General features: G+C 69.8%; 17 protein-coding genes, 1 tRNA gene and 1 riboswitch. Of the genes, 10 read left to right on the top strand and 8 right to left on the bottom strand.

All coding sequences use genetic code 11. The annotated features are described in order from the left end of the window. Window positions 1-327 precede the first annotated feature (327 nt). Window positions 328-645 (bottom strand): cell division protein ZapA, encoded by a 318-nt coding sequence (locus tag PY257_RS09035; protein ID WP_275741036.1) that lies wholly within the window; start codon window positions 643-645, stop codon window positions 328-330. Next, entirely contained in the window at window positions 642-875 is a 234-nt protein-coding gene (locus tag PY257_RS09030; protein WP_275741035.1) for a cell division protein ZapB, read from the bottom strand. The genes PY257_RS09035 and PY257_RS09030 overlap by 4 nt, the downstream gene beginning before the upstream one ends. A 48-nt stretch (window positions 876-923) precedes the next feature. Further along, window positions 924-1163: riboswitch (cobalamin riboswitch) on the top strand. Window positions 1164-1248: 85 nt separating this feature from the next. Here PY257_RS09030 and PY257_RS09025 point away from each other — a divergent pair. The 7 genes from PY257_RS09025 (at window position 1249) to mobA (ending at window position 8802) form a co-directional block, all read left to right on the top strand. Continuing rightward, on the top strand, window positions 1249-3102 hold the full coding sequence (locus PY257_RS09025) for a TonB-dependent receptor domain-containing protein (protein ID WP_275741034.1): 1854 nt from the start codon (window positions 1249-1251) through the stop codon (window positions 3100-3102). Window positions 3103-3451: 349 nt separating this feature from the next. After that, window positions 3452-4021, top strand: a complete 570-nt coding sequence (locus PY257_RS09020) for a bifunctional adenosylcobinamide kinase/adenosylcobinamide-phosphate guanylyltransferase (RefSeq protein WP_275741033.1) — start codon at window positions 3452-3454, stop codon at window positions 4019-4021. Further along, window positions 4018-4896, top strand: coding sequence for an ABC transporter substrate-binding protein (locus PY257_RS09015; RefSeq protein WP_275741032.1), 879 nt, complete (start codon window positions 4018-4020; stop codon window positions 4894-4896). The genes PY257_RS09020 and PY257_RS09015 overlap by 4 nt, the downstream gene beginning before the upstream one ends. Then, a complete protein-coding gene (locus tag PY257_RS09010; RefSeq protein WP_275741031.1) occupies window positions 4893-5912 on the top strand; it encodes a FecCD family ABC transporter permease in 1020 nt (339 codons plus the stop codon). The genes PY257_RS09015 and PY257_RS09010 overlap by 4 nt, the downstream gene beginning before the upstream one ends. After that, the gene (locus PY257_RS09005; RefSeq protein ID WP_275741030.1) at window positions 5909-6721 is read left to right on the top strand and encodes an ABC transporter ATP-binding protein; all 813 of its coding nucleotides are present in this window, start codon (window positions 5909-5911) and stop codon (window positions 6719-6721) included. Before PY257_RS09010 ends, PY257_RS09005 begins: the two co-directional genes overlap by 4 nt. Window positions 6722-6897: 176 nt before the next feature. After that, the gene (moaA, locus tag PY257_RS09000; protein ID WP_275741029.1) at window positions 6898-7998 is read left to right on the top strand and encodes a GTP 3',8-cyclase MoaA; all 1101 of its coding nucleotides are present in this window, start codon (window positions 6898-6900) and stop codon (window positions 7996-7998) included. 159 nt (window positions 7999-8157) lie between these two features. Beyond that, window positions 8158-8802, top strand: a complete 645-nt coding sequence (gene mobA, locus PY257_RS08995) for a molybdenum cofactor guanylyltransferase MobA (RefSeq protein WP_275741028.1) — start codon at window positions 8158-8160, stop codon at window positions 8800-8802. Between the two features lie 28 nt (window positions 8803-8830). Here the strand turns inward: mobA and rnhA are convergent, their stop codons facing one another. Next, entirely contained in the window at window positions 8831-9283 is a 453-nt protein-coding gene (rnhA, locus tag PY257_RS08990; protein ID WP_275741027.1) for a ribonuclease HI, read from the bottom strand. Next, entirely contained in the window at window positions 9280-10044 is a 765-nt protein-coding gene (locus PY257_RS08985) for a class I SAM-dependent methyltransferase (protein WP_419095681.1), read from the bottom strand. Before PY257_RS08985 ends, rnhA begins: the two co-directional genes overlap by 4 nt. Window positions 10045-10063: 19 nt before the next feature. Between PY257_RS08985 and gloB the strand changes: the two genes are divergently transcribed. Further along, a complete protein-coding gene (gloB, locus tag PY257_RS08980) occupies window positions 10064-10840 on the top strand; it encodes a hydroxyacylglutathione hydrolase (protein WP_275741025.1) in 777 nt (258 codons plus the stop codon). Further along, window positions 10837-12324: a transglycosylase SLT domain-containing protein gene (locus PY257_RS08975; protein ID WP_275741024.1), complete on the top strand. Its 1488-nt coding sequence runs from the start codon at window positions 10837-10839 to the stop codon at window positions 12322-12324. The genes gloB and PY257_RS08975 overlap by 4 nt, the downstream gene beginning before the upstream one ends. Here PY257_RS08975 and PY257_RS08970 read toward each other — a convergent pair whose 3' ends face one another. Beyond that, on the bottom strand, window positions 12325-12567 hold the full coding sequence (locus tag PY257_RS08970) for a hypothetical protein (RefSeq protein WP_275741023.1): 243 nt from the start codon (window positions 12565-12567) through the stop codon (window positions 12325-12327). It abuts the gene before it with no gap. Between the two features lie 357 nt (window positions 12568-12924). Between PY257_RS08970 and PY257_RS08965 the strand changes: the two genes are divergently transcribed. Further along, entirely contained in the window at window positions 12925-13158 is a 234-nt protein-coding gene (locus tag PY257_RS08965; RefSeq protein ID WP_275741022.1) for a hypothetical protein, read from the top strand. Window positions 13159-13305: 147 nt separating this feature from the next. Here the strand turns inward: PY257_RS08965 and PY257_RS08960 are convergent. From PY257_RS08960 to PY257_RS08950, 3 genes are all read right to left on the bottom strand, one after another. Next, window positions 13306-13382 (bottom strand) — tRNA-Val (locus PY257_RS08960). A 38-nt stretch (window positions 13383-13420) separates the two neighbouring features. After that, on the bottom strand, window positions 13421-15646 hold the full coding sequence (locus PY257_RS08955) for a RelA/SpoT family protein (protein ID WP_275741021.1): 2226 nt from the start codon (window positions 15644-15646) through the stop codon (window positions 13421-13423). A gap of 10 nt (window positions 15647-15656) precedes the next feature. Continuing rightward, window positions 15657-16577, bottom strand: a complete 921-nt coding sequence (locus tag PY257_RS08950) for an alpha/beta fold hydrolase (RefSeq protein ID WP_275741020.1) — start codon at window positions 16575-16577, stop codon at window positions 15657-15659. Between the last annotated feature and the right edge of the window lie 209 nt (window positions 16578-16786).

The raw sequence follows: 16786 nt of genomic DNA, 5'->3' as shown, positions 1-16786 counted from the left end.
CCTGCGCAAACAAGGATGCACCAGCCGTTGCGTCCAAGGGGCGGGCGTCTCGCCTGAACCCGTTTTGCGTAAGTCGTGCGCGAATAGGTGTCTGCGAGTGCCACCGGACCGGCATCCTGAACCGGGGGTTCAGGTGGGCGAGGGCAGCCAGGCGTTGGGTTCATCTGACGCGAGACGATCACGCTTGCCGGGCAATGTACCAAGCCCATGCTCAGGGAGCATTGGTTCAAGGAAATATAAAGCCCGGCAGCACCGCAGACGATGCCATTGTAGGGGCGCAACCCGCTTTTGCGGCACTTGCGGGCCCTGCCGCCGCAAGTAAAAAGATCAGAGCAGCCGGCCGTCGCTGCCGAGCGCGTCGTCTAGGCGCCGCAGCAGGTGCAGCAGGCGCTCGTCCTCGGGCAGGTCCGCGGCAGTGATCGGACGGGGACGCGCGGGCGCGGCCTCGCGGTCGGCCAGCTCGAACGCCAGGTTGAGCGCGGCCAGCACCGCGATGCGGTCGCGCGCGCGCACCTTGCCTGCGTCGCGGATCTGCGTCATCGCGCCGTCCACGCGCCGCACCGCTTCGAGCAGCCGCTCCTCGCGGCCTTCGGGGCAGCCCAGCCGGTAGCTCTGCTGCATGATCTGCACCTCGATCTGCTTCATGGCGCGCTTTCCTTCGAGGGGCCGGGCTGCGGCGGCGCGGGCAGCCGCTCCAGCAGCGCATCGACGCGCGCGCGCGCCGCGTTCAGGCGCGACTTCAGCGAGTCGCGCTCCTGCGTCAGTGCCGCCACCTGGGCTCCCAGCAGCGCGTTGGTGCGCTGCAGTTCCTCGTGGCGCACGAGCAGGCGCTCCACGCGGTCGGCAATCAGGTCGAGAGGGGTCGGGGACGGCATACAGCCCCGCATTGTAGGTCTGGCTTTCCGTGCCGCGGCGCCGTTCGCCGTAGAATCGCCGCCGTTGGTGCTCGCGGTGTGGTTCGCATGCCGCAGTTCAACGGGAAGCAGGAAGGCCGACCCCGCCATGGGGAACGCCCAGCCTGCGCTGCCCCCGCAACGGTCAGCGGACGGATCGCACGATCCACTCTCCATCCACACAGCCACTGGGCGCCTTGAACAAGCGCCTGGGAAGGCGATGGGGGGTGTTCCGCCAGCCCGGATACCGGCCAACGAGGTGGGCGCCATGGCTTCGACGAAGCCGTGGCGCCCGTGGTGCCCAATGACCGGCGGGGAAGCCGGTCGCGGCGACTTTCCTGCTGTTGGTCTCTCGATGAAAACCTGTTTCGTTTCCGCGCGCCGTGCCGCGCTGCCCCTGGCGCTGGCCGCCGCATTCCCGGCCTTTTCCCAAACCCGGGTGGCGCAGGCCGCCACCGATGCCGAGTTGCGCGAAACCGTGGTCACCGCCACGCGCGTGGCGCAGCCCCTGTCCGATCTGGTGGCCGACTTCTCCATCGTCGACCGCGACTCCATCGAGCGCAGCGGCGCCGTGGATGTGGCCGACGTGCTGGCCCGCCTGCCGGGCGTGGAGGTCAGCCGCAACGGCGGCCCCGGCAGCACCACCAGCATGTACCTGCGCGGCGCCGAGTCGCGCTACACCGCTGTCTACATCGATGGCGTGCGCATGGATTCGCAATCTACCGGCGGCGTGGCGTGGGAGCAGATCCCGCTCGCGCAGATCGACCGCATCGAGGTGCTGCGCGGCCCCGCCGCCGCCGTCTACGGCTCCGACGCCGTGGGCGGCGTGATCCAGCTCTTCACCAGGAAAGGCGAGGGCAAGCCCGCGCCCTATGCCGGCGTCGGCCTGGGCAGTCGGGGCACGCGCACCGCCGAAGCTGGCATCAGCGGCGGCACCGGCATGGTGGACTACGCGTTGGGCCTGTCGCACGAGCGCAGCGACGGCTTCAACGCCCGCCCCGTCGCCGGCGCCAACCCCGACGACGACGGCTACAAGCGCAGTTCGGCCAACGCCCGGCTGGGCCTGCAGATCGATGCGCGCCAGCGCCTCGAAGGCACGCTCCTGGCCAGCAACCTGAACTCGCAGTACGACGACGCCGGCCTGGTCGCCGACGACCGCAACCACTACCAGCTACGCGCGGGCGGACTGACCTGGACCGGCAAGTGGAGCGACGCCTACAGCACCCGCGTGCAGGCCAGCGAATCGCGCAGCGCCTACACATCGGAGCCCAATTTCTACGGCACCCGCACCACGCTGCGCAACTACCTGCTCCACAACGAGCTGCGCATCGGCGCGCACCTGGTCACCGCCGCGCTGGAGCGGCGCGAGGACGCGCTGGACAACGCCGCCACCGACTTCGGCCCCGGCCTGGCGCGCAGCCGCTCGCAGAACGCGCTGGCGCTGGGCTACGGCTTCAGCGCCGGCGCCCACACCGTGCAGGCCAACCTGCGCCGCGACAACGACAGCGAGTTCGGCGGCAAGACCACCGGCAGCCTGGCCTATGGCTACGCCATTGCGCCGCAGTGGCGCGCCACGGTGTCGGCGGGCAATTCCTTCCGCGCGCCCACGCTGTACCAGCGCTTCAGCGAATACGGTGCGGCCGGCCTGCAGCCCGAATCGGGCCGCAACATGGAGGCCGGCCTGCGCTGGACCCAGGGCGCCAGCAGCGCGGGCGTCGTGGTGTACCGCAACCGCGTGAGCAACCTCATCAACTTCGGCGCCGCCGGCGCCTGCGCGTCGGCCTTCGGCTGCTACGAGAACGTGGGCCGCGCCGAGTACAAGGGCGTGACGCTTTCGGGCAGCCACCGCGTGGCCGGCGTGGCGCTGCACGGCTCCATCGACTGGCAGGACCCGCACGACCTGGAGACCGGCAAGCAGCTCGCGCGCCGCGCGCGCCGCCATGCGAGCCTGGGCGCCGACACGGTGGTCGCGGGCTGGGCCGTGGGGGTCGAGGCGCAGCTCTCCGCCGCGCGCTGGGACAACGCCGCCAACACCCTGCGCCTGGGCGGCTACGGCCTGCTGAACCTGTACGCCAGTACGTCGCTGGCGCGCGACTTCACGCTGGTCGCGCGGCTCGACAACCTGGCCGACAAGGACTACCAGCTTGCCGACGCCTACGCCACGCCGGGTCGCATGCTCTACGTCGGCCTCAAATGGGCGCCGCAGTGACAATGCGCGGCACATGCTGCGACTTGCGCAAACCAGGATGCGGGGCCGGCGCTGGCAAAAGCCGCCGCGGGTCGATGAACCTGGAAACGGCAGTTGACCGCTTTGCATCCCTTGCCAGGCCGCAGGAAATCGAGCGTTGCCGGCTTCGATGGGGTTCACCTCGTGGGTCAGAGCGCCATGCACCTGCCAGCACCGCGCTCGGCGCGCCATGCGGCGTTGCCCCTCCTTGCGGGCACCAAGCCCGCCGCGTCGCCCGGTCTTGCCTGGCGCCCCGATCACGGCACCGGCAGGCGCATCCAACTGCCGGTTCCAGGTTGAAGCATGTTTTGCGCAAGTCCAAGTCCTTCCCATGCACACGGAACTGATCCTCGGCGGCCAGAAGAGCGGCAAGTCGCGCCGCGCCGAGCTGCTGGCGCGCGGCTGGCTGGCCGCGTCGCCGGCGCACCGCGCGGTGCTGGTCGCCACCGCCCGGTACGGCGACGAGGAGATGCGCGCGCGCATCGCCCGCCACCAGGCCGAGCGCGCCGCGCGCGTGCCCGGCCTGCTGTCGGTGGAAGAGCCGCTGCGCCTGGCCGAGGCCATCGCGCGCGAAAGCCGCCCCGGCACGCTGGTGGTGGTGGACTGCCTGACGCTCTGGCTCACCAACCTGCTGATGCCGCTGCAGGAATATGAGCAAAATAGGCCTCCAGCGCTTGATTTACCTGCGCAGACAGCTATGCTTTTGGAAGCAATCCGGCAGGCGCCGGGCCCGCTGGCGCTGGTCTCCAACGAGATCGGCCTGGGCGTCATCCCCATGGGGCGCGACGTGCGCGGCTTCGTCGATGCGCTGGGCCGGCTCAACCAGGACGTGGCGGCGGCTTGCGCGCGCGTCACGCTCATGGCCGCCGGGCTGCCGCTGGCGCTGAAGGACGCCGCATGATGCGCCGGCGCTGCCTGCTCCTTCGCCTGTTCCTCGCGGCCCTGCTCGCGCCGCTCGCGGCCCAGGCCGGCGACGTGACCGACGACCGGGGCCGTACCGTGCATTTCGCCCAACCGCCCGTGCGCATCGTCAGCCTGCTGCCTTCCCTCACCGAAACCGTCTGCGCCCTGGGCCAGTGCCAGCGCCTGGTGGGCGTGGACCGCTATTCCAACTGGCCCGACGCGGTGCGCAAGTTGCCGCAGGTCGGCGGCGGGCTGGACCCATCCATCGAATCCATCGTCGCGCTCAAGCCCGACGCGGTGCTGCTCTCCGTCAGCTCGCGCGCCAGCGAGCGGCTGGAGGCGCTGGGCATACCCGTGGTGGCGCTGGAGCCCAAGACCCACGCCGACGTGCGGCGCGTGCTGGGCGCCGTCGGGCAACTGCTCGACGTGCCGCCCGCCGAGGGTGCCGAGCGTGTCTGGCGCGTGATCGACGCGGGCGTGCAGGCCGCGGCGCAGTCGCTGCCGGCCCATGCGCGCGGCGTGCGGGTGTACTTCGAGGTCAGTCGCGGGCCGTACGCGGCGGGCAGCACCTCCTTCATCGGCGAGACGCTTTCGCGCCTGGGCGTGCGCAACGTGGTGCCGCCGGAACTGGGCCCGTTCCCGCGCCTGAACCCCGAGTTCGTGGTGCGCGCGCAGCCCGACGTGCTGATGGTCGGCAACCGCAGCATGCAGCCGCTGGTCATGTACCCGGGCTGGGACGGCATGGCCGCAGTGCGCACGGGCCGCATCTGCGTGTTCGACCCCGACGACGCCGACGTGGTGGTGCGCCCCGGCCCGCGCATGGCCGAGGCCGCGCGCACCATGGCGCGCTGCCTGGCGGACAAGGCACCATGACGCCACCCGCAGGCCACCGCCGCGCCGCCTGGCTGGGTGCGGGCCTGCTGGCGCTGGCCGCCGTGCTGCTGGCGCTGGGCGCGGGCGTGGGCAGCACCGGCTTCGAAAGCCTGGCGCGCATGCGCAGCGACCCCGCTGCGTGGCAGATCGTGTGGGACATCCGCCTGCCGCGCAGCCTGGGCGCGTGGCTCGCGGGGGCGCTGCTGGGCCTGTCGGGCGCGGTGGCGCAGGGCCTGTTTCGCAACCCGCTGGCCGACCCGTACCTGCTGGGCAGCGCCTCCGGTGCGGCGCTGGGCGGCGCGGTGGCGATGGCCTTCGTGGGGGCCGCGCCCGGCGGCGGCGGCGCGTGGCCGGCGCAACTGGGCGTCACCGGGCTGGCCTTCGTGGGCGCGGCGGGCGCGGTGCTGCTCACGCTGACGCTGGCGCGGGGCGTGCAGCACACGCTGCGGCTGCTGCTGGCCGGCGTGATCGTCGGCGTGGTGCTGGGCGCCGTGCGCGACCTCGTGCAGCTCGCGCACCCGCGCATCCTCGAATCGATGCAGGTGTTCACGCTCGGCAGCACGGCCTTCGTGGGCTGGAGCGCCTGCGCGCTGATGGCGCTGGCGCTGGGCGTGTGCATGCTCGGCGCGGCGCTGATGGCGCGAGCGCTCGACGGCCTGACGCTGGGTGAGGCCACCGCCGCCAGCCTGGGCCTGCCGCTGGCACCGCTGCGTATCGGGCTGGTGGTGGTGATGGCGCTGGCCACCGGCGTGGCGGTGGCGCAGACCGGGCTGATCGCCTTCGTCGGGCTGGCCGCGCCGCACCTGGTGCGCTCCATCGTGCGCATCACACATGCCGCGCACACCGCGCTGGCCGCCTGCATGGGCGGCGCGCTGCTGCTGGCCGCGGATATCCTGGCGCGCTGGGTGCTGGCGCCGCAGGAGGTGGCCGTAGGCGTGCTGACGGCGCTGCTGGGCGGCGGCTACCTGCTCTGGCGCATGCACCGGCGCACGCGCGACGGGGGGTCGGTGCTATGAAAAAAATAGCTATACGCGCCCATTCCGTAAGCGTTAGCGCCGGAAAACACTTGATTCTCGACGGTGTTTCTCTGGACCTGCATGCAGGCTGCTGGACCAGCATCGTCGGCCCGAACGGTGCGGGCAAATCCACGCTTCTGCGCGCGCTGGCCGGGCTTGTTCCGCATGCGGGACGGGTGGATCTGCCGGGCCTGCCTGCGCACGCGACGACCGCACGCGATCGAGCGCGCCACCTGGCCTGGCTGGGCCAGAGCGAAGGCAGCCCGGACGACCTGAGCGTCTACGACGTGGCGCTGCTGGGCCGCCTGCCGCACCGCGCCTGGCTGGCGCCGCCCGGGCCCGCCGACCACGCCGCCGCGGAGCAGGCGCTGCGCGCCACCGGCGCGTGGGATTGGCGCGCCCGCCCCATCGGCCAGCTTTCGGGCGGCGAGCGCCAGCGCGCTCTGCTGGCGCGCGCGCTGGCGGTGCAGGCCGACGTGCTGCTGATGGACGAGCCGCTCGCCAACCTGGACCCGCCGCACCAGGCCGACTGGCTGGCCACGGTGCGCGCGCTGGTGGGCCAGGGGCGCACGGTGGTCAGTGTGCTGCATGAAATCTCGATCGCGCTGCAGGCCGACGCCATGGTCGTCATGGCCGGCGGGCGCGTGCTGCACCAGGGTGCCTGCGCCGACGCGGCCACGCACCGCGCGCTCGAAAACGTGTTCGACCACCGCGTCGCCGTGCGGCAGTTCGATGGCCAGTGGCTCGCCCTTCCCAAGCCCCCAAGCAACGACGTGCGCAAAACAGCCTATCAGGTGGGGACTGCGTAACTTCAGTGAAGAAATACGGTTCAGCCCAGCGCGTTTCGAGCAGCATCATGGGCACGAAGCCCGGCATGAGCCCGCCGGTCGCCCGGGCCCCAGGGCAGCAGGCCCGCGCAGGAGCTGATGACCGCCGCGCCCACGACTGCGCAGCGCCGGCTTGCCGGACGCGGGACAATACGGACATGGCACGCGTCATCCCCCTGCTCGACCAGCGCCTTGCGGCATCCGCCTTTCCCGGCGCCGGACCCGGTGCGGGCGGCGGCCCGCTCGCGGACCGGCTGGCGCGGCCGCTGCGCGACCTGCGCATCAGCGTGACCGACCGCTGCAACTTCCGCTGCGGCTACTGCATGCCCAAGGAAGTATTCGGCAAGAGCTATCCGTATCTGCCGCACGCGGACCTGCTGAGCTTCGAGGAGATCGCGCGCCTGACGCGCCAGTTCGTGGCGCTGGGCGTGCGCAAGATCCGGCTCACGGGCGGCGAGCCGCTGCTGCGCAAGGACATCGAGCGGCTGGTGGAGCAGCTCGCCGCGCTGCGCACGCCGGAGGGCGAGGCGCTGGACCTGACACTCACCACCAACGGCGCGCTGCTGCGGCACAAGGCGCGGCTGCTGCGCAATGCCGGCCTGAACCGCGTGACGGTGAGCCTCGACGGGCTGGACGACGCCGTGTTCCGGCGCATGAACGACGTGGACTTTCCCGTGGCCGCGGTGCTCGACGGCATCGCCGCCGCGCGGGAAGCCGGGCTCGGCCCGGTGAAGGTCAACATGGTGGTCAAGCGCGGCGTCAACGACCATGAAATCCTGCCCATGGCGCGCCATTTCAAGGACACGGGCATCGCGCTGCGCTTCATCGAATACATGGACGTGGGCAGCACCAACGGCTGGCGCATGGACGAGGTGCTGCCCTCCGACGAGGTGCTGCGCCGCGTCGGCGCCGAGCTGCCCCTGTGCCCGCTGGCGCCCGCCGCCCCCGGCGAGACCGCCGCCCGCTGGGCCTACGCCGACGGCGGCGGCGAGATCGGCGTGATCAGCAGCGTGACCCATGCCTTCTGCGGCGGCTGCAACCGCGCCCGCCTGTCCACCGAGGGGCGGCTGTACCTGTGCCTGTTCGCCAGCCAGGGCCACGACCTGCGCGCGCTGCTGCGCGGCGGCGCAGACGATGCCACGCTGGCCGGGGCCATCAGCGGCATCTGGCGGCAGCGCGCCGACCGCTATTCCGAATTGCGCGGCACACCCGGCCTGCCCGCGCAGCGGCATGTGGAAATGAGCTACATCGGCGGCTGAAAATGGACCGCCCCCGAAGCGCCTGCGCCGCCGCCCCCTCCAGCGGGTGCCATCAGCGGCCCGGCAAAGCCGGTTGCGCAGCGGCTGTCGGCATGGCCTGCTGCGCAGCCTTCGGCGCCCAGGGGCTTCTTCATATGCCGCTGGTGGAAGACTGACGGCATGACCACTTCCCAGAATGCGATCATCACCGGCCTGGTGCTGGCCGGCGGGCGCGGTACCCGCATGGGCGGCGCGGACAAGGGGCTGGAGCCGTTCCACGGCGTGCCGCTGGCGCAGCACGCGCTGCGGCGGCTGGCGCCGCAGGTCGGCCCGCTGCTGCTCAACGCCAACCGCAACGCGGCGGCGCATGCGCGGTTCGGCGTGCCGGTGGTCGCCGACCTGCAGGGCGATTTCGCCGGCCCGCTGGCCGGCATGGCCGCGGGGCTGGCGCACTGCGCCACGCCGCTGCTGGCCACCGTGCCCTGCGACACGCCGCTGTTTCCTGCCGACCTGGTGGCACCGCTGGCCGCCGCGCTGGATGCGGCGCAGGCCGACATCGCCATGGCCGCGGCCCGCGACGGGCACGGCGCGCTGCGCAGCCAGCCCGTGTTCTGCCTGCTGCGCGCCACGCTGCGCGAAAGCCTGGCCGCCTACCTGCGGGCGGGCGGGCACAAGGTGCAGGCGTGGGTGGAGCAGCACGCCCATGTGGTGGTGGACTGCGGCGCGGTTACCCCGGCATTCTGCAATGCCAACACGCGCGAGGAGCTGGCGGCGCTGGAGCGTGCATCGCTGGATGCTATCAAAAAAATAGCTGCTCCCGCTTGATTCATGGGCGCTGGAGGCACTTTTTGCTTCAATTTTTCCCGGCCCGCACCAGGTCCACGCCGCGGTTGGCCAGGCCGTCGGCGCGCTCGTTCTCCACATGGCCGTTGTGCCCGCGCACCCAGTGCCATTCGATGCGGTGGCCGCTGGTGGCGACCAGGCTGTCCAGGCGCTGCCACAGGTCCACGTTCTTGACTGGCTGCCCGGTGGAGGTGCGCCAGCCGCGCGCCTTCCAGCCGCGCACCCATTCGGTGATGCCACGGCGCACGTATTCGCTGTCGAGGTAGAGCGCCACCTCGCAGGGGCGCTTGAGCGCGGCCAAGCCCTCGATCACCGCCGTCAGCTCCATGCGGTTGTTGGTGGTGGCGGCCTCGCCGCCGAACAGTTCCTTTTCCGTCGGGCCCGAGCGCAGCAGCACGCCCCATCCGCCGGGCCCCGGGTTGCCCTTGCAGGCCCCGTCGGTGTACATCTCGATCCGGTTCAAACGCTGACCTTGTTCTCTTGTCGTGTGGAAATCGCCGCGGGTTGCCGCCGGTTGGCCACGGAGACAGGTGCCGCGGCGATGGCCGGCGACGCGCTCCAGACCGGCTCGATGAGCCGCATGCCGTGCACCCGCTTCACTGCGGAGAGGCAGTACGCGGCCCCGAATATAGGCCACCAGCGCTGGCCTACCGCGTCCATCCAGCGCCAGCGCTCCAGCCAGCGGCTGCTGCGCACCGCGGGCCGGTAGCAGCCAAAGCGGCCCGACTCCACCTCGAACGACAGCAGCCGCAGCCAGTCGCGCAGGCGCCAGTAGCCGATGGGCTCGCCGCCCGTGGCCGCGCTGGTGCTCGGATAGCCGCGCGGGCGGCCGTGCCGCAGCCCCCAGAGGCTGGCGGGGTTGAAGCCGCAGATCACCACGCGGCCTTCGGGCACCAGCACGCGCTCCACCTCGCGCAGCGTGGCGTGCGGGTCGGCGCTGCATTCGAGCGCATGGGGCAGCAGCACCAGGTCGAGGCTGCTGGCGGGGAACGGCAGGGCCGCGAAGTCGGTCACCAGCGCGGGCCGTGCCGGCGCGCCCGCGGGCAGCGGCGCATCCACGGCCAGCCACTGGTGCGGCATGCGGTTGGCGCGCAGCGCGGGCAGCGCGGGCAGGCCGAGCTGCAGCGCGTGGAAGCCGAACGCGTCGGCCACCGCCTCGTCGAAACGCGCCTGCTCCCATGCCAGCAAATACTGTCCGGGGGGGGTCTCGAACCAGGAGGGCAAACCTATAATTTCATTGCTCATGACGTTGATACCGCTGCCCGCCTTTTCCGACAACTACATCTGGATGCTGCGCGACGGCCATCAGGCCGTGGTGGTCGATCCGGGGGACGCGGAACCCGTGTTCGAGGCGCTGCGGCGCGATGCGCTGCAGCTCTCGGCCATTCTAGTCACGCACCACCACGCAGACCATGTCGGTGGGGTGGCAGCGCTGCACGCGCATACCGGCGCCGCCGTCTACGGCCCGGCGCACGAGGCCGTTCCGCAGCCCTGCGCTGGGCTCTCGGCGGGCATGCACGCGGACATGCTGGGCCTGCGCTTCGAGGTGATCGACGTGCCGGGCCACACGGCGGGGCACATCGCCTACTACTGCGCCGGCTACCCCGGCGCGCCGCTGCTGTTCTGCGGCGACACGCTGTTCTCGGGCGGCTGCGGGCGCGTGTTCGAGGGCACGCCCGCGCAAATGCTCGCCTCGCTCGACCGCCTGGCCGCCCTGCCCGGCGCCACGCAGGTCTGCTGCGCACACGAATACACGCTGGGCAACCTGCGCTTTGCCCGTGCCGTGGAGCCCGGCAACGCCGAACTGCTCCACTACAGCGCGCGCTGCGAAAATCTGCGCGCGCATGGCCAGCCCACGCTGCCCTCCACGATCGCACAGGAACGTGCCGTCAACCCCTTCCTGCGCACGCAGGAGGCCGGGGTGGCCGCCGCGGCCCATGCCTTCGATGCCCATGCACCAACCCGCGACAGGGTGGCCGTGTTCGCCGCCCTGCGCGAATGGAAAAACGGATTCCGATGAAGAAACTCCTGCAAGCCGCCACCCTGGCCTGCCTGTTCTGGCTGGCCGGATGCGCCACCAGCACGGCGCCGTCGGCAACCGCACCGCAAGCATCCTCCTCGACGAATTCCGCCCATACGCCGCAATACCCTGCGGGGCCGCTGGCCCCCATCACCGCCGCGCAAGCCGCTGCCATGGGCGTGGCCATGATGTCGCCGCCTGCGGACCTGTGGGAGCGCATCCGCCGCGGCTATGCCATGCCCGACCTCGATGGCGACCTGGTGCGCGACCGCGAGCAGTGGTACGCCAGCCGGCCAGACTACATCCAGCGCATGACGGAGCGGTCGAGCAAGTACCTGTTCCACATCGTCGAGGAGCTGGAGCTGCGCGGCATGCCGACCGAGCTGGCGCTGCTGCCCTACATCGAAAGTGCCTTCAACCCGCAGGCGGTGTCGAGCGCCAAGGCCGCCGGCATGTGGCAGTTCATGCCGGCCACCGGCAACGACTTCCAGTTGCGGCAGAACATCTTCCGCGACGACCGCCGCGACGTGCTGGCCTCTACCCGCGCGGCGCTCGACTACCTGCAGCGCCTGCACAACCAGTTCGGCAACTGGCATCTGGCGCTGGCCGCCTACAACTGGGGCGAAGGCAACGTGGCGCGCGCCATTGCGCGCAACCAGAAGGCCGGGCTGGGCATCACGTATGCCGAGCTGTCCATGCCCGCGGAGACCCGCCTGTACGTGCCCAAGCTGCAGGCCGTGAAGAACATCGTCGCGCATCCAGAGCTGTTCCATGCCGAGTTGCCGCCCATCGAGAACCACCCGTACTTTCAGGCCGTCGACATCGCGCGCGACATCGACGTGGAACTCGCGGCCCGCCTGGCCGACGTGGATCTGGAGGATTTCAAGGCTCTGAACCCTTCGGCCCATCGCCCCGTGATCCTGGCGGCAGGCACGCCGCAGATCCTGCTGCCGTGGGACAACGCGCAGGTCTTCCGCCGCAACTTCGAGGCTTACACCGAAGGCCAGTACGCGAGCTGGACCGCCTGGACGGCGCCCGCGACCATGAACGTGGCAGCGGTGGCCCAGCGCGTGGGCATGCGCGAGGCGGACCTGCGCAGCATCAACGGCATTCCGCCGCGCATGCTCATCAAGGCAGGCTCCACCCTCATCGTGCCGCGCTCGGCCAAGATGCAGGACGACGTGGACGACCACGTGGCCGACCATGCGCAACTGTCCCTGACGCCGGAGATCGTGACGCGCCGCACCACGGTCAAGGCCGGCAAGCGCGACACGGTGGCCAGCATCGCGCGGCGCTACAAGCTGAACCCAGCCAGCGTCGCCGACTGGAACAACGTCAAGCCGGGCGCCGCATTCAAGGCTGGCCAGCAGGTCGTCGTGTACCTGCCGGTAAAGGTGCATGCGCCCGTGGCGCGCGGTGCTGCGAAGTCGCTGAAGGCCGCGGCCATCAAGCCCGTCTCGGCCGGGAAAGGCGCCCAGCGCTGACTACAGATGGCCGGTCTGCTGCTTGGTCATGCCCGCGACGAGTTGGTTGCAGATGTTGCGGCCCGTGGTCGTGATGCGCAGGGCACCGCCGTTCCATTCCAGCCAAGACAGCGCCACGAAGTCCTCGATGGCGGCCTCGCTGACCTCCGAGGCACGGTTCTTCTTGAGCAGATCGGCAGTATCAAGCAGCATGGCGCGCAGTGCCTCCTGTCGTTGCGGGGAAACGGAGGAAGTCATCGCCATGGTGGAGCCCAATCAAAGTGATGCCGGAATCGGCCCGTTCACCATAGCACGCACCGCGAGCGCTGGCAGCATGACGGATTGCGCTATAATCGCGCGCTGCTCCTTTTGGGGCAATGCCTGCGCAGGCAAATGCCGAATCTCACGGCGGCACGTCGGACAAGAGCTTTCACGACGATAAAAAAACCAAGAGTGCTCCCGCATGTGAATGTGCCGTAAGCGTGGGCCGCGTAAGAGCCCACGGCCAATTCCCCAAGCCCGCCCCTGCGCGGGCTTTTTTTTCGATGTTGCCTGTTGTATCAGGGACTTGCCGCTGTCGCCAGGCACTTCCAGAATTCCAGTTCCGCATGGATCAAGGAGATGGTTTTGTCACTGGAACTGCTGCGAGAGATTGCGGCCAAGCCGCTGCCCCTTACCGTGACGGATGTCCGCGACATCGACAGGCTGCGGGTGCTGCGCGCCGCCGATCTGGTGGCGGCATTGCTGTCCGCACCCGGCGTGGAAATAGGTGCATTCGCTCGGGTGCTTGCCATTACCCCCCAGGGGCACGAGGCGCTGAGCCAATCGGTTTCTCCGGGGCCAAGCCTGCAATAAGGGCGATGGCGCGGCGGGGCGGGGCGCATCCGAGACAGGCACAAGAAAAAGCCGCTCTTGCGAGCGGCTTGGGATATGGGGAACTCCGGCTGTTCCCTGCAAGCCTCCCGCAACTCCGCAGCATCGACTACCGCGGGCGGAGAGACTTGGTAGGCGCAATTGGACTCGAACCAACGACCCCCACCATGTCAAGGTGGTGCTCTAACCAGCTGAGCTATGCGCCTGCATGAATCTTGTTGAGCCTTCGAGTATAGCAGCAAAATCAGCGACGGCGCGCGGATCGCACGCCCGCGACATCCGCAACCTGGCTCAATACTTTGCCCAGGCGGCCCGCATCGGCCACCTCGACCGTGAAGGTCATCCATGCCGTGCCCTTGAGCGATTGTGTCTGCACGCCGATCACGTTGGTCTTCTCGCGCGCGAAGACGTCCGATATATCGCGCAGCAGCCCTTGGCGGTCGGCGGCCTCGACCGAAACGTCTACCGGATAGACCGCGGCATCCTGCAGCTTGGGGCGGCCCCATTCCACGTCGATGACGCGCTCGGGGCTGCGCGCGGCCATCTGGCGCAAGTTGCTGCAATCGGACCGATGGATGCTCACGCCCTTGCCTTTGGTGACGAAACCGCCGATGTCGTCGGGCGGCGCAGGCTTGCAGCATTTGGCCAGTTGCGTCATCAGCGAGTCGATGCCGACGACCAGCACGCCGCCCTTGGGCGGCTTGTCGCCGCTGCCACGCGATTTGCGCAGCAGCGGGTATTCGCCGGGCACAGGCTCCGGCCCGGGTGGACGCAACAGGCTTTCAATGCTGCGCAGCGAGAATTCGTCCTTGCCTACCACTTCGAACAGTGCATCGGGCGTATCGAAGCCCAGGCGCGAGGCGATGTCTTCGAACTTCATCGCCGTCTTGCCTTCGCGCTGCAAGAGCTTTTCGACGGCTTCACGGCCACGCGCCACGGTCTCGTGCATGACCTGCGCGTTGAACCATGCGCGCACCTTGGCGCGCGAGCGCTGGCTGGCCAGGTAACCCAGATCAGCGTTCAGCCAGTCGCGCGACGGCCCTCCTTCCTTGACGGTGGTGATCTCGACCGTCTGACCGTTGTGCAAGACAGCGTTGAGCGGCACCATGGCGCCATCCACGCGCGCGCCGCGGCAGCGGTGGCCGATACTCGTGTGGACGGCATAGGCGAAGTCCACGGGCGTCGCGCCCTGCGGCAGTTCGACGATGGCGGCGTCGGGCGTGAGCACATAGATGTGGTCCTGGAACAGCCCGCGGCTTTGCTGTGAGCCCGACAGATCGCGTCCCCAGGCCAGCAATTGGCGCAGCACGGCGATCTTGGCGTCGTACTCGCTGCTCGCGGATACGCCCGCATAGCCCTTGGTGCCGGCCTCCTTGTAGGCCCAGTGCGCGGCCACCCCGTGCTCGGCGTGGTTGTGCATGGCCTGCGTACGGATCTGTATCTCGATGGCCTTTCCGGCGCCGTCGCGCACCACCGTGTGCAGCGACTGGTAGCCGTTGGGTTTGGGGCGCGCGATGTAGTCGTCGAACTCCTCCACGATGGGCTGGAACTGTGCATGCACCCAGCTCAGCGCCGCGTAGCAGTCCTTGACCGTGGGCACGATGACGCGCAGCGCGCGGATGTCGAACACCTGGTCGAAGTCGAGCGACTTGCCGCGCATCTTCTTGACGATGCTGTAAATGTGCTTGGGCCGCCCCTGCACGATGGCGCTGATGCTGTGGGCGCGCAGATCGGACTCGAGCCGCGCCCGCAACTGCTCCATGTGCGCCTCGCGCTCGGTGCGCTTTTCGTCTAGCAGATGCGCGATTGCCTTGTAAGTTTCTGGCTCCAGGAAGCGAAACGCCAGGTCTTCCAGCTCCCACTTGACCTGCCAGATACCGAGCCGGTTGGCAAGCGGGGCGAATACGTCTAGCGACTCGCGCGCCAGGCTGGCGGCGACGGGTCGCTTGGCTGCGGCGCAATAACGCAAGGTCTGCAGCCGCGACGCCAGCCGCAGCAGCACGACGCGCAGGTCGCGCGAGAACGCCAGCAGCATCTTGCGCACGTTCTCTATCTGCAAGGCCTCGTCACCCGGCTGCTGCTCGCCGAAGCTGGCCGCACGGGCCTGCTCCTGCACGCGCATGAGCTTGGTGGTTTCGACCGCCAGCGCGGCGAAGCTCTCGCCGAACGCCTTGGCAATCACTTCGTGCGGCCGGTTCAGGTGCTCGCAGGCGTGGACCAGGTAGCTCGCGGCCTGCATGGCCTCCGAGCCGCCCAGGCTGCGCAGGATGGCCGCGACGGCATCGGCATGGGCCAGTGTGTTTTCACCCGAATCCAGCGTTTCGGCGGCGATGAGCGGCTCGGCGAAGGCGCGCGCGCGCGACAACGCATGCGCCTGCTCGGGCAGCGCACTCGCCGTCGCCGCGATGAGCTGCGGCACCGCCGCGGTGCGGATGCCCAGCACCGGCTGTTCTGCTGTCAGGCTTTTCATCGTGGCGGCTTTACGCGTCCTCTTGCAGCAGGAACGACGCCGCCAGCGCAACCTGGTCGTCAGCCACGAACGTGGGCGCGTGCCCTATGCCCGGCAGTTCCACAAGCCGCGCGCGCGGTCCGCGCTGGCCCATGGCACGCGCGGTCGCCTCGGACAGGAGGTCCGACTGCCTGCCTCGCACCAGCAAGGTCTTCGCTGTGATGGCGTCATAGAGCCGCCATAGCTGCGCCTCGCCCTCCGCAGAGGCTTCGCGCGTGACTGCGCGGAACGGCACTGCGATCGCGGGGTCGTAGTGCAGCGCAAAGCCGCCCTCTGGCAGCGGGCGCACCATGTGACGCGTCAACTCCAGCCACTGCGCCGGCGTGTGCGGGCCGAAACCGGCCGAGATGAGCGCCAGCGCATCGGCGGCCTGCTGCAGCGACGCGAAGCGCACGGGCTGCCCCAGGTACTGGCCGATGCGCGCCAGGGCTTCCCACTGGATGACCGGCCCTACGTCGTTGAGCAGCAGGCGCCGCACGGGGGCGGGCAGCGGCAGGCCCGGCTGGCCGGCAACGACCATGCCGATCAGCCCGCCCATGCTGGTGCCCACCCAGTCCAGCATGTGGATCGGCGCCTCGGCATGCAATTGCGCCAGCAGCGCCAGTATGTCTGCGGCATACAGCGGTATCTGGTAGCCAGCGGGGTCGCGCAGCCAGTCGCTCTGGCCGCGCCCCACGACATCGGGACAGACCACCCGCGCGTGTGCACCCAGGGCACGCGCCAGCACGTCGAAGTCGCGCCCCTGGCGCGACAGGCCATGCACACACACGATGACGTGGGAATGGCCTGGATCGTCCGTGCCGTTCCATTGCCAATACGCCATGCGGTGGTGGTCCGGCGCCGTACTGCTGGCACCAGCGCAGCGCACGTAATTCAGCGTAGGTTCAATCATGAGGATTCATGGGCGCCGCAGCACTCGGTAATGGCTGCGTTGCATCGTAATTCATCCGGAGATTGTCCATGCTTCACGGAAAACTGCCCTCGCCACAGGGTCCGCCAGCGGCATCGGCCCGGGTATTGCCGAAGCACTTGCCAGTTCTGCTCGCCGGCGGGCAGCAACGTCCGCAGTACGGCATGGCGCATGGATGGCGGCGGGGGGAG

Origin of the sequence: Curvibacter soli, assembly GCF_029211125.1 — a bacterium.
In the GTDB taxonomy this organism is placed as follows: domain Bacteria; phylum Pseudomonadota; class Gammaproteobacteria; order Burkholderiales; family Burkholderiaceae_C; genus Curvibacter_A; species Curvibacter_A soli.
The sequence above is the reverse complement of the archived record's forward strand: the minus strand, read 5'-3'. Positions and strand labels throughout refer to the sequence as shown.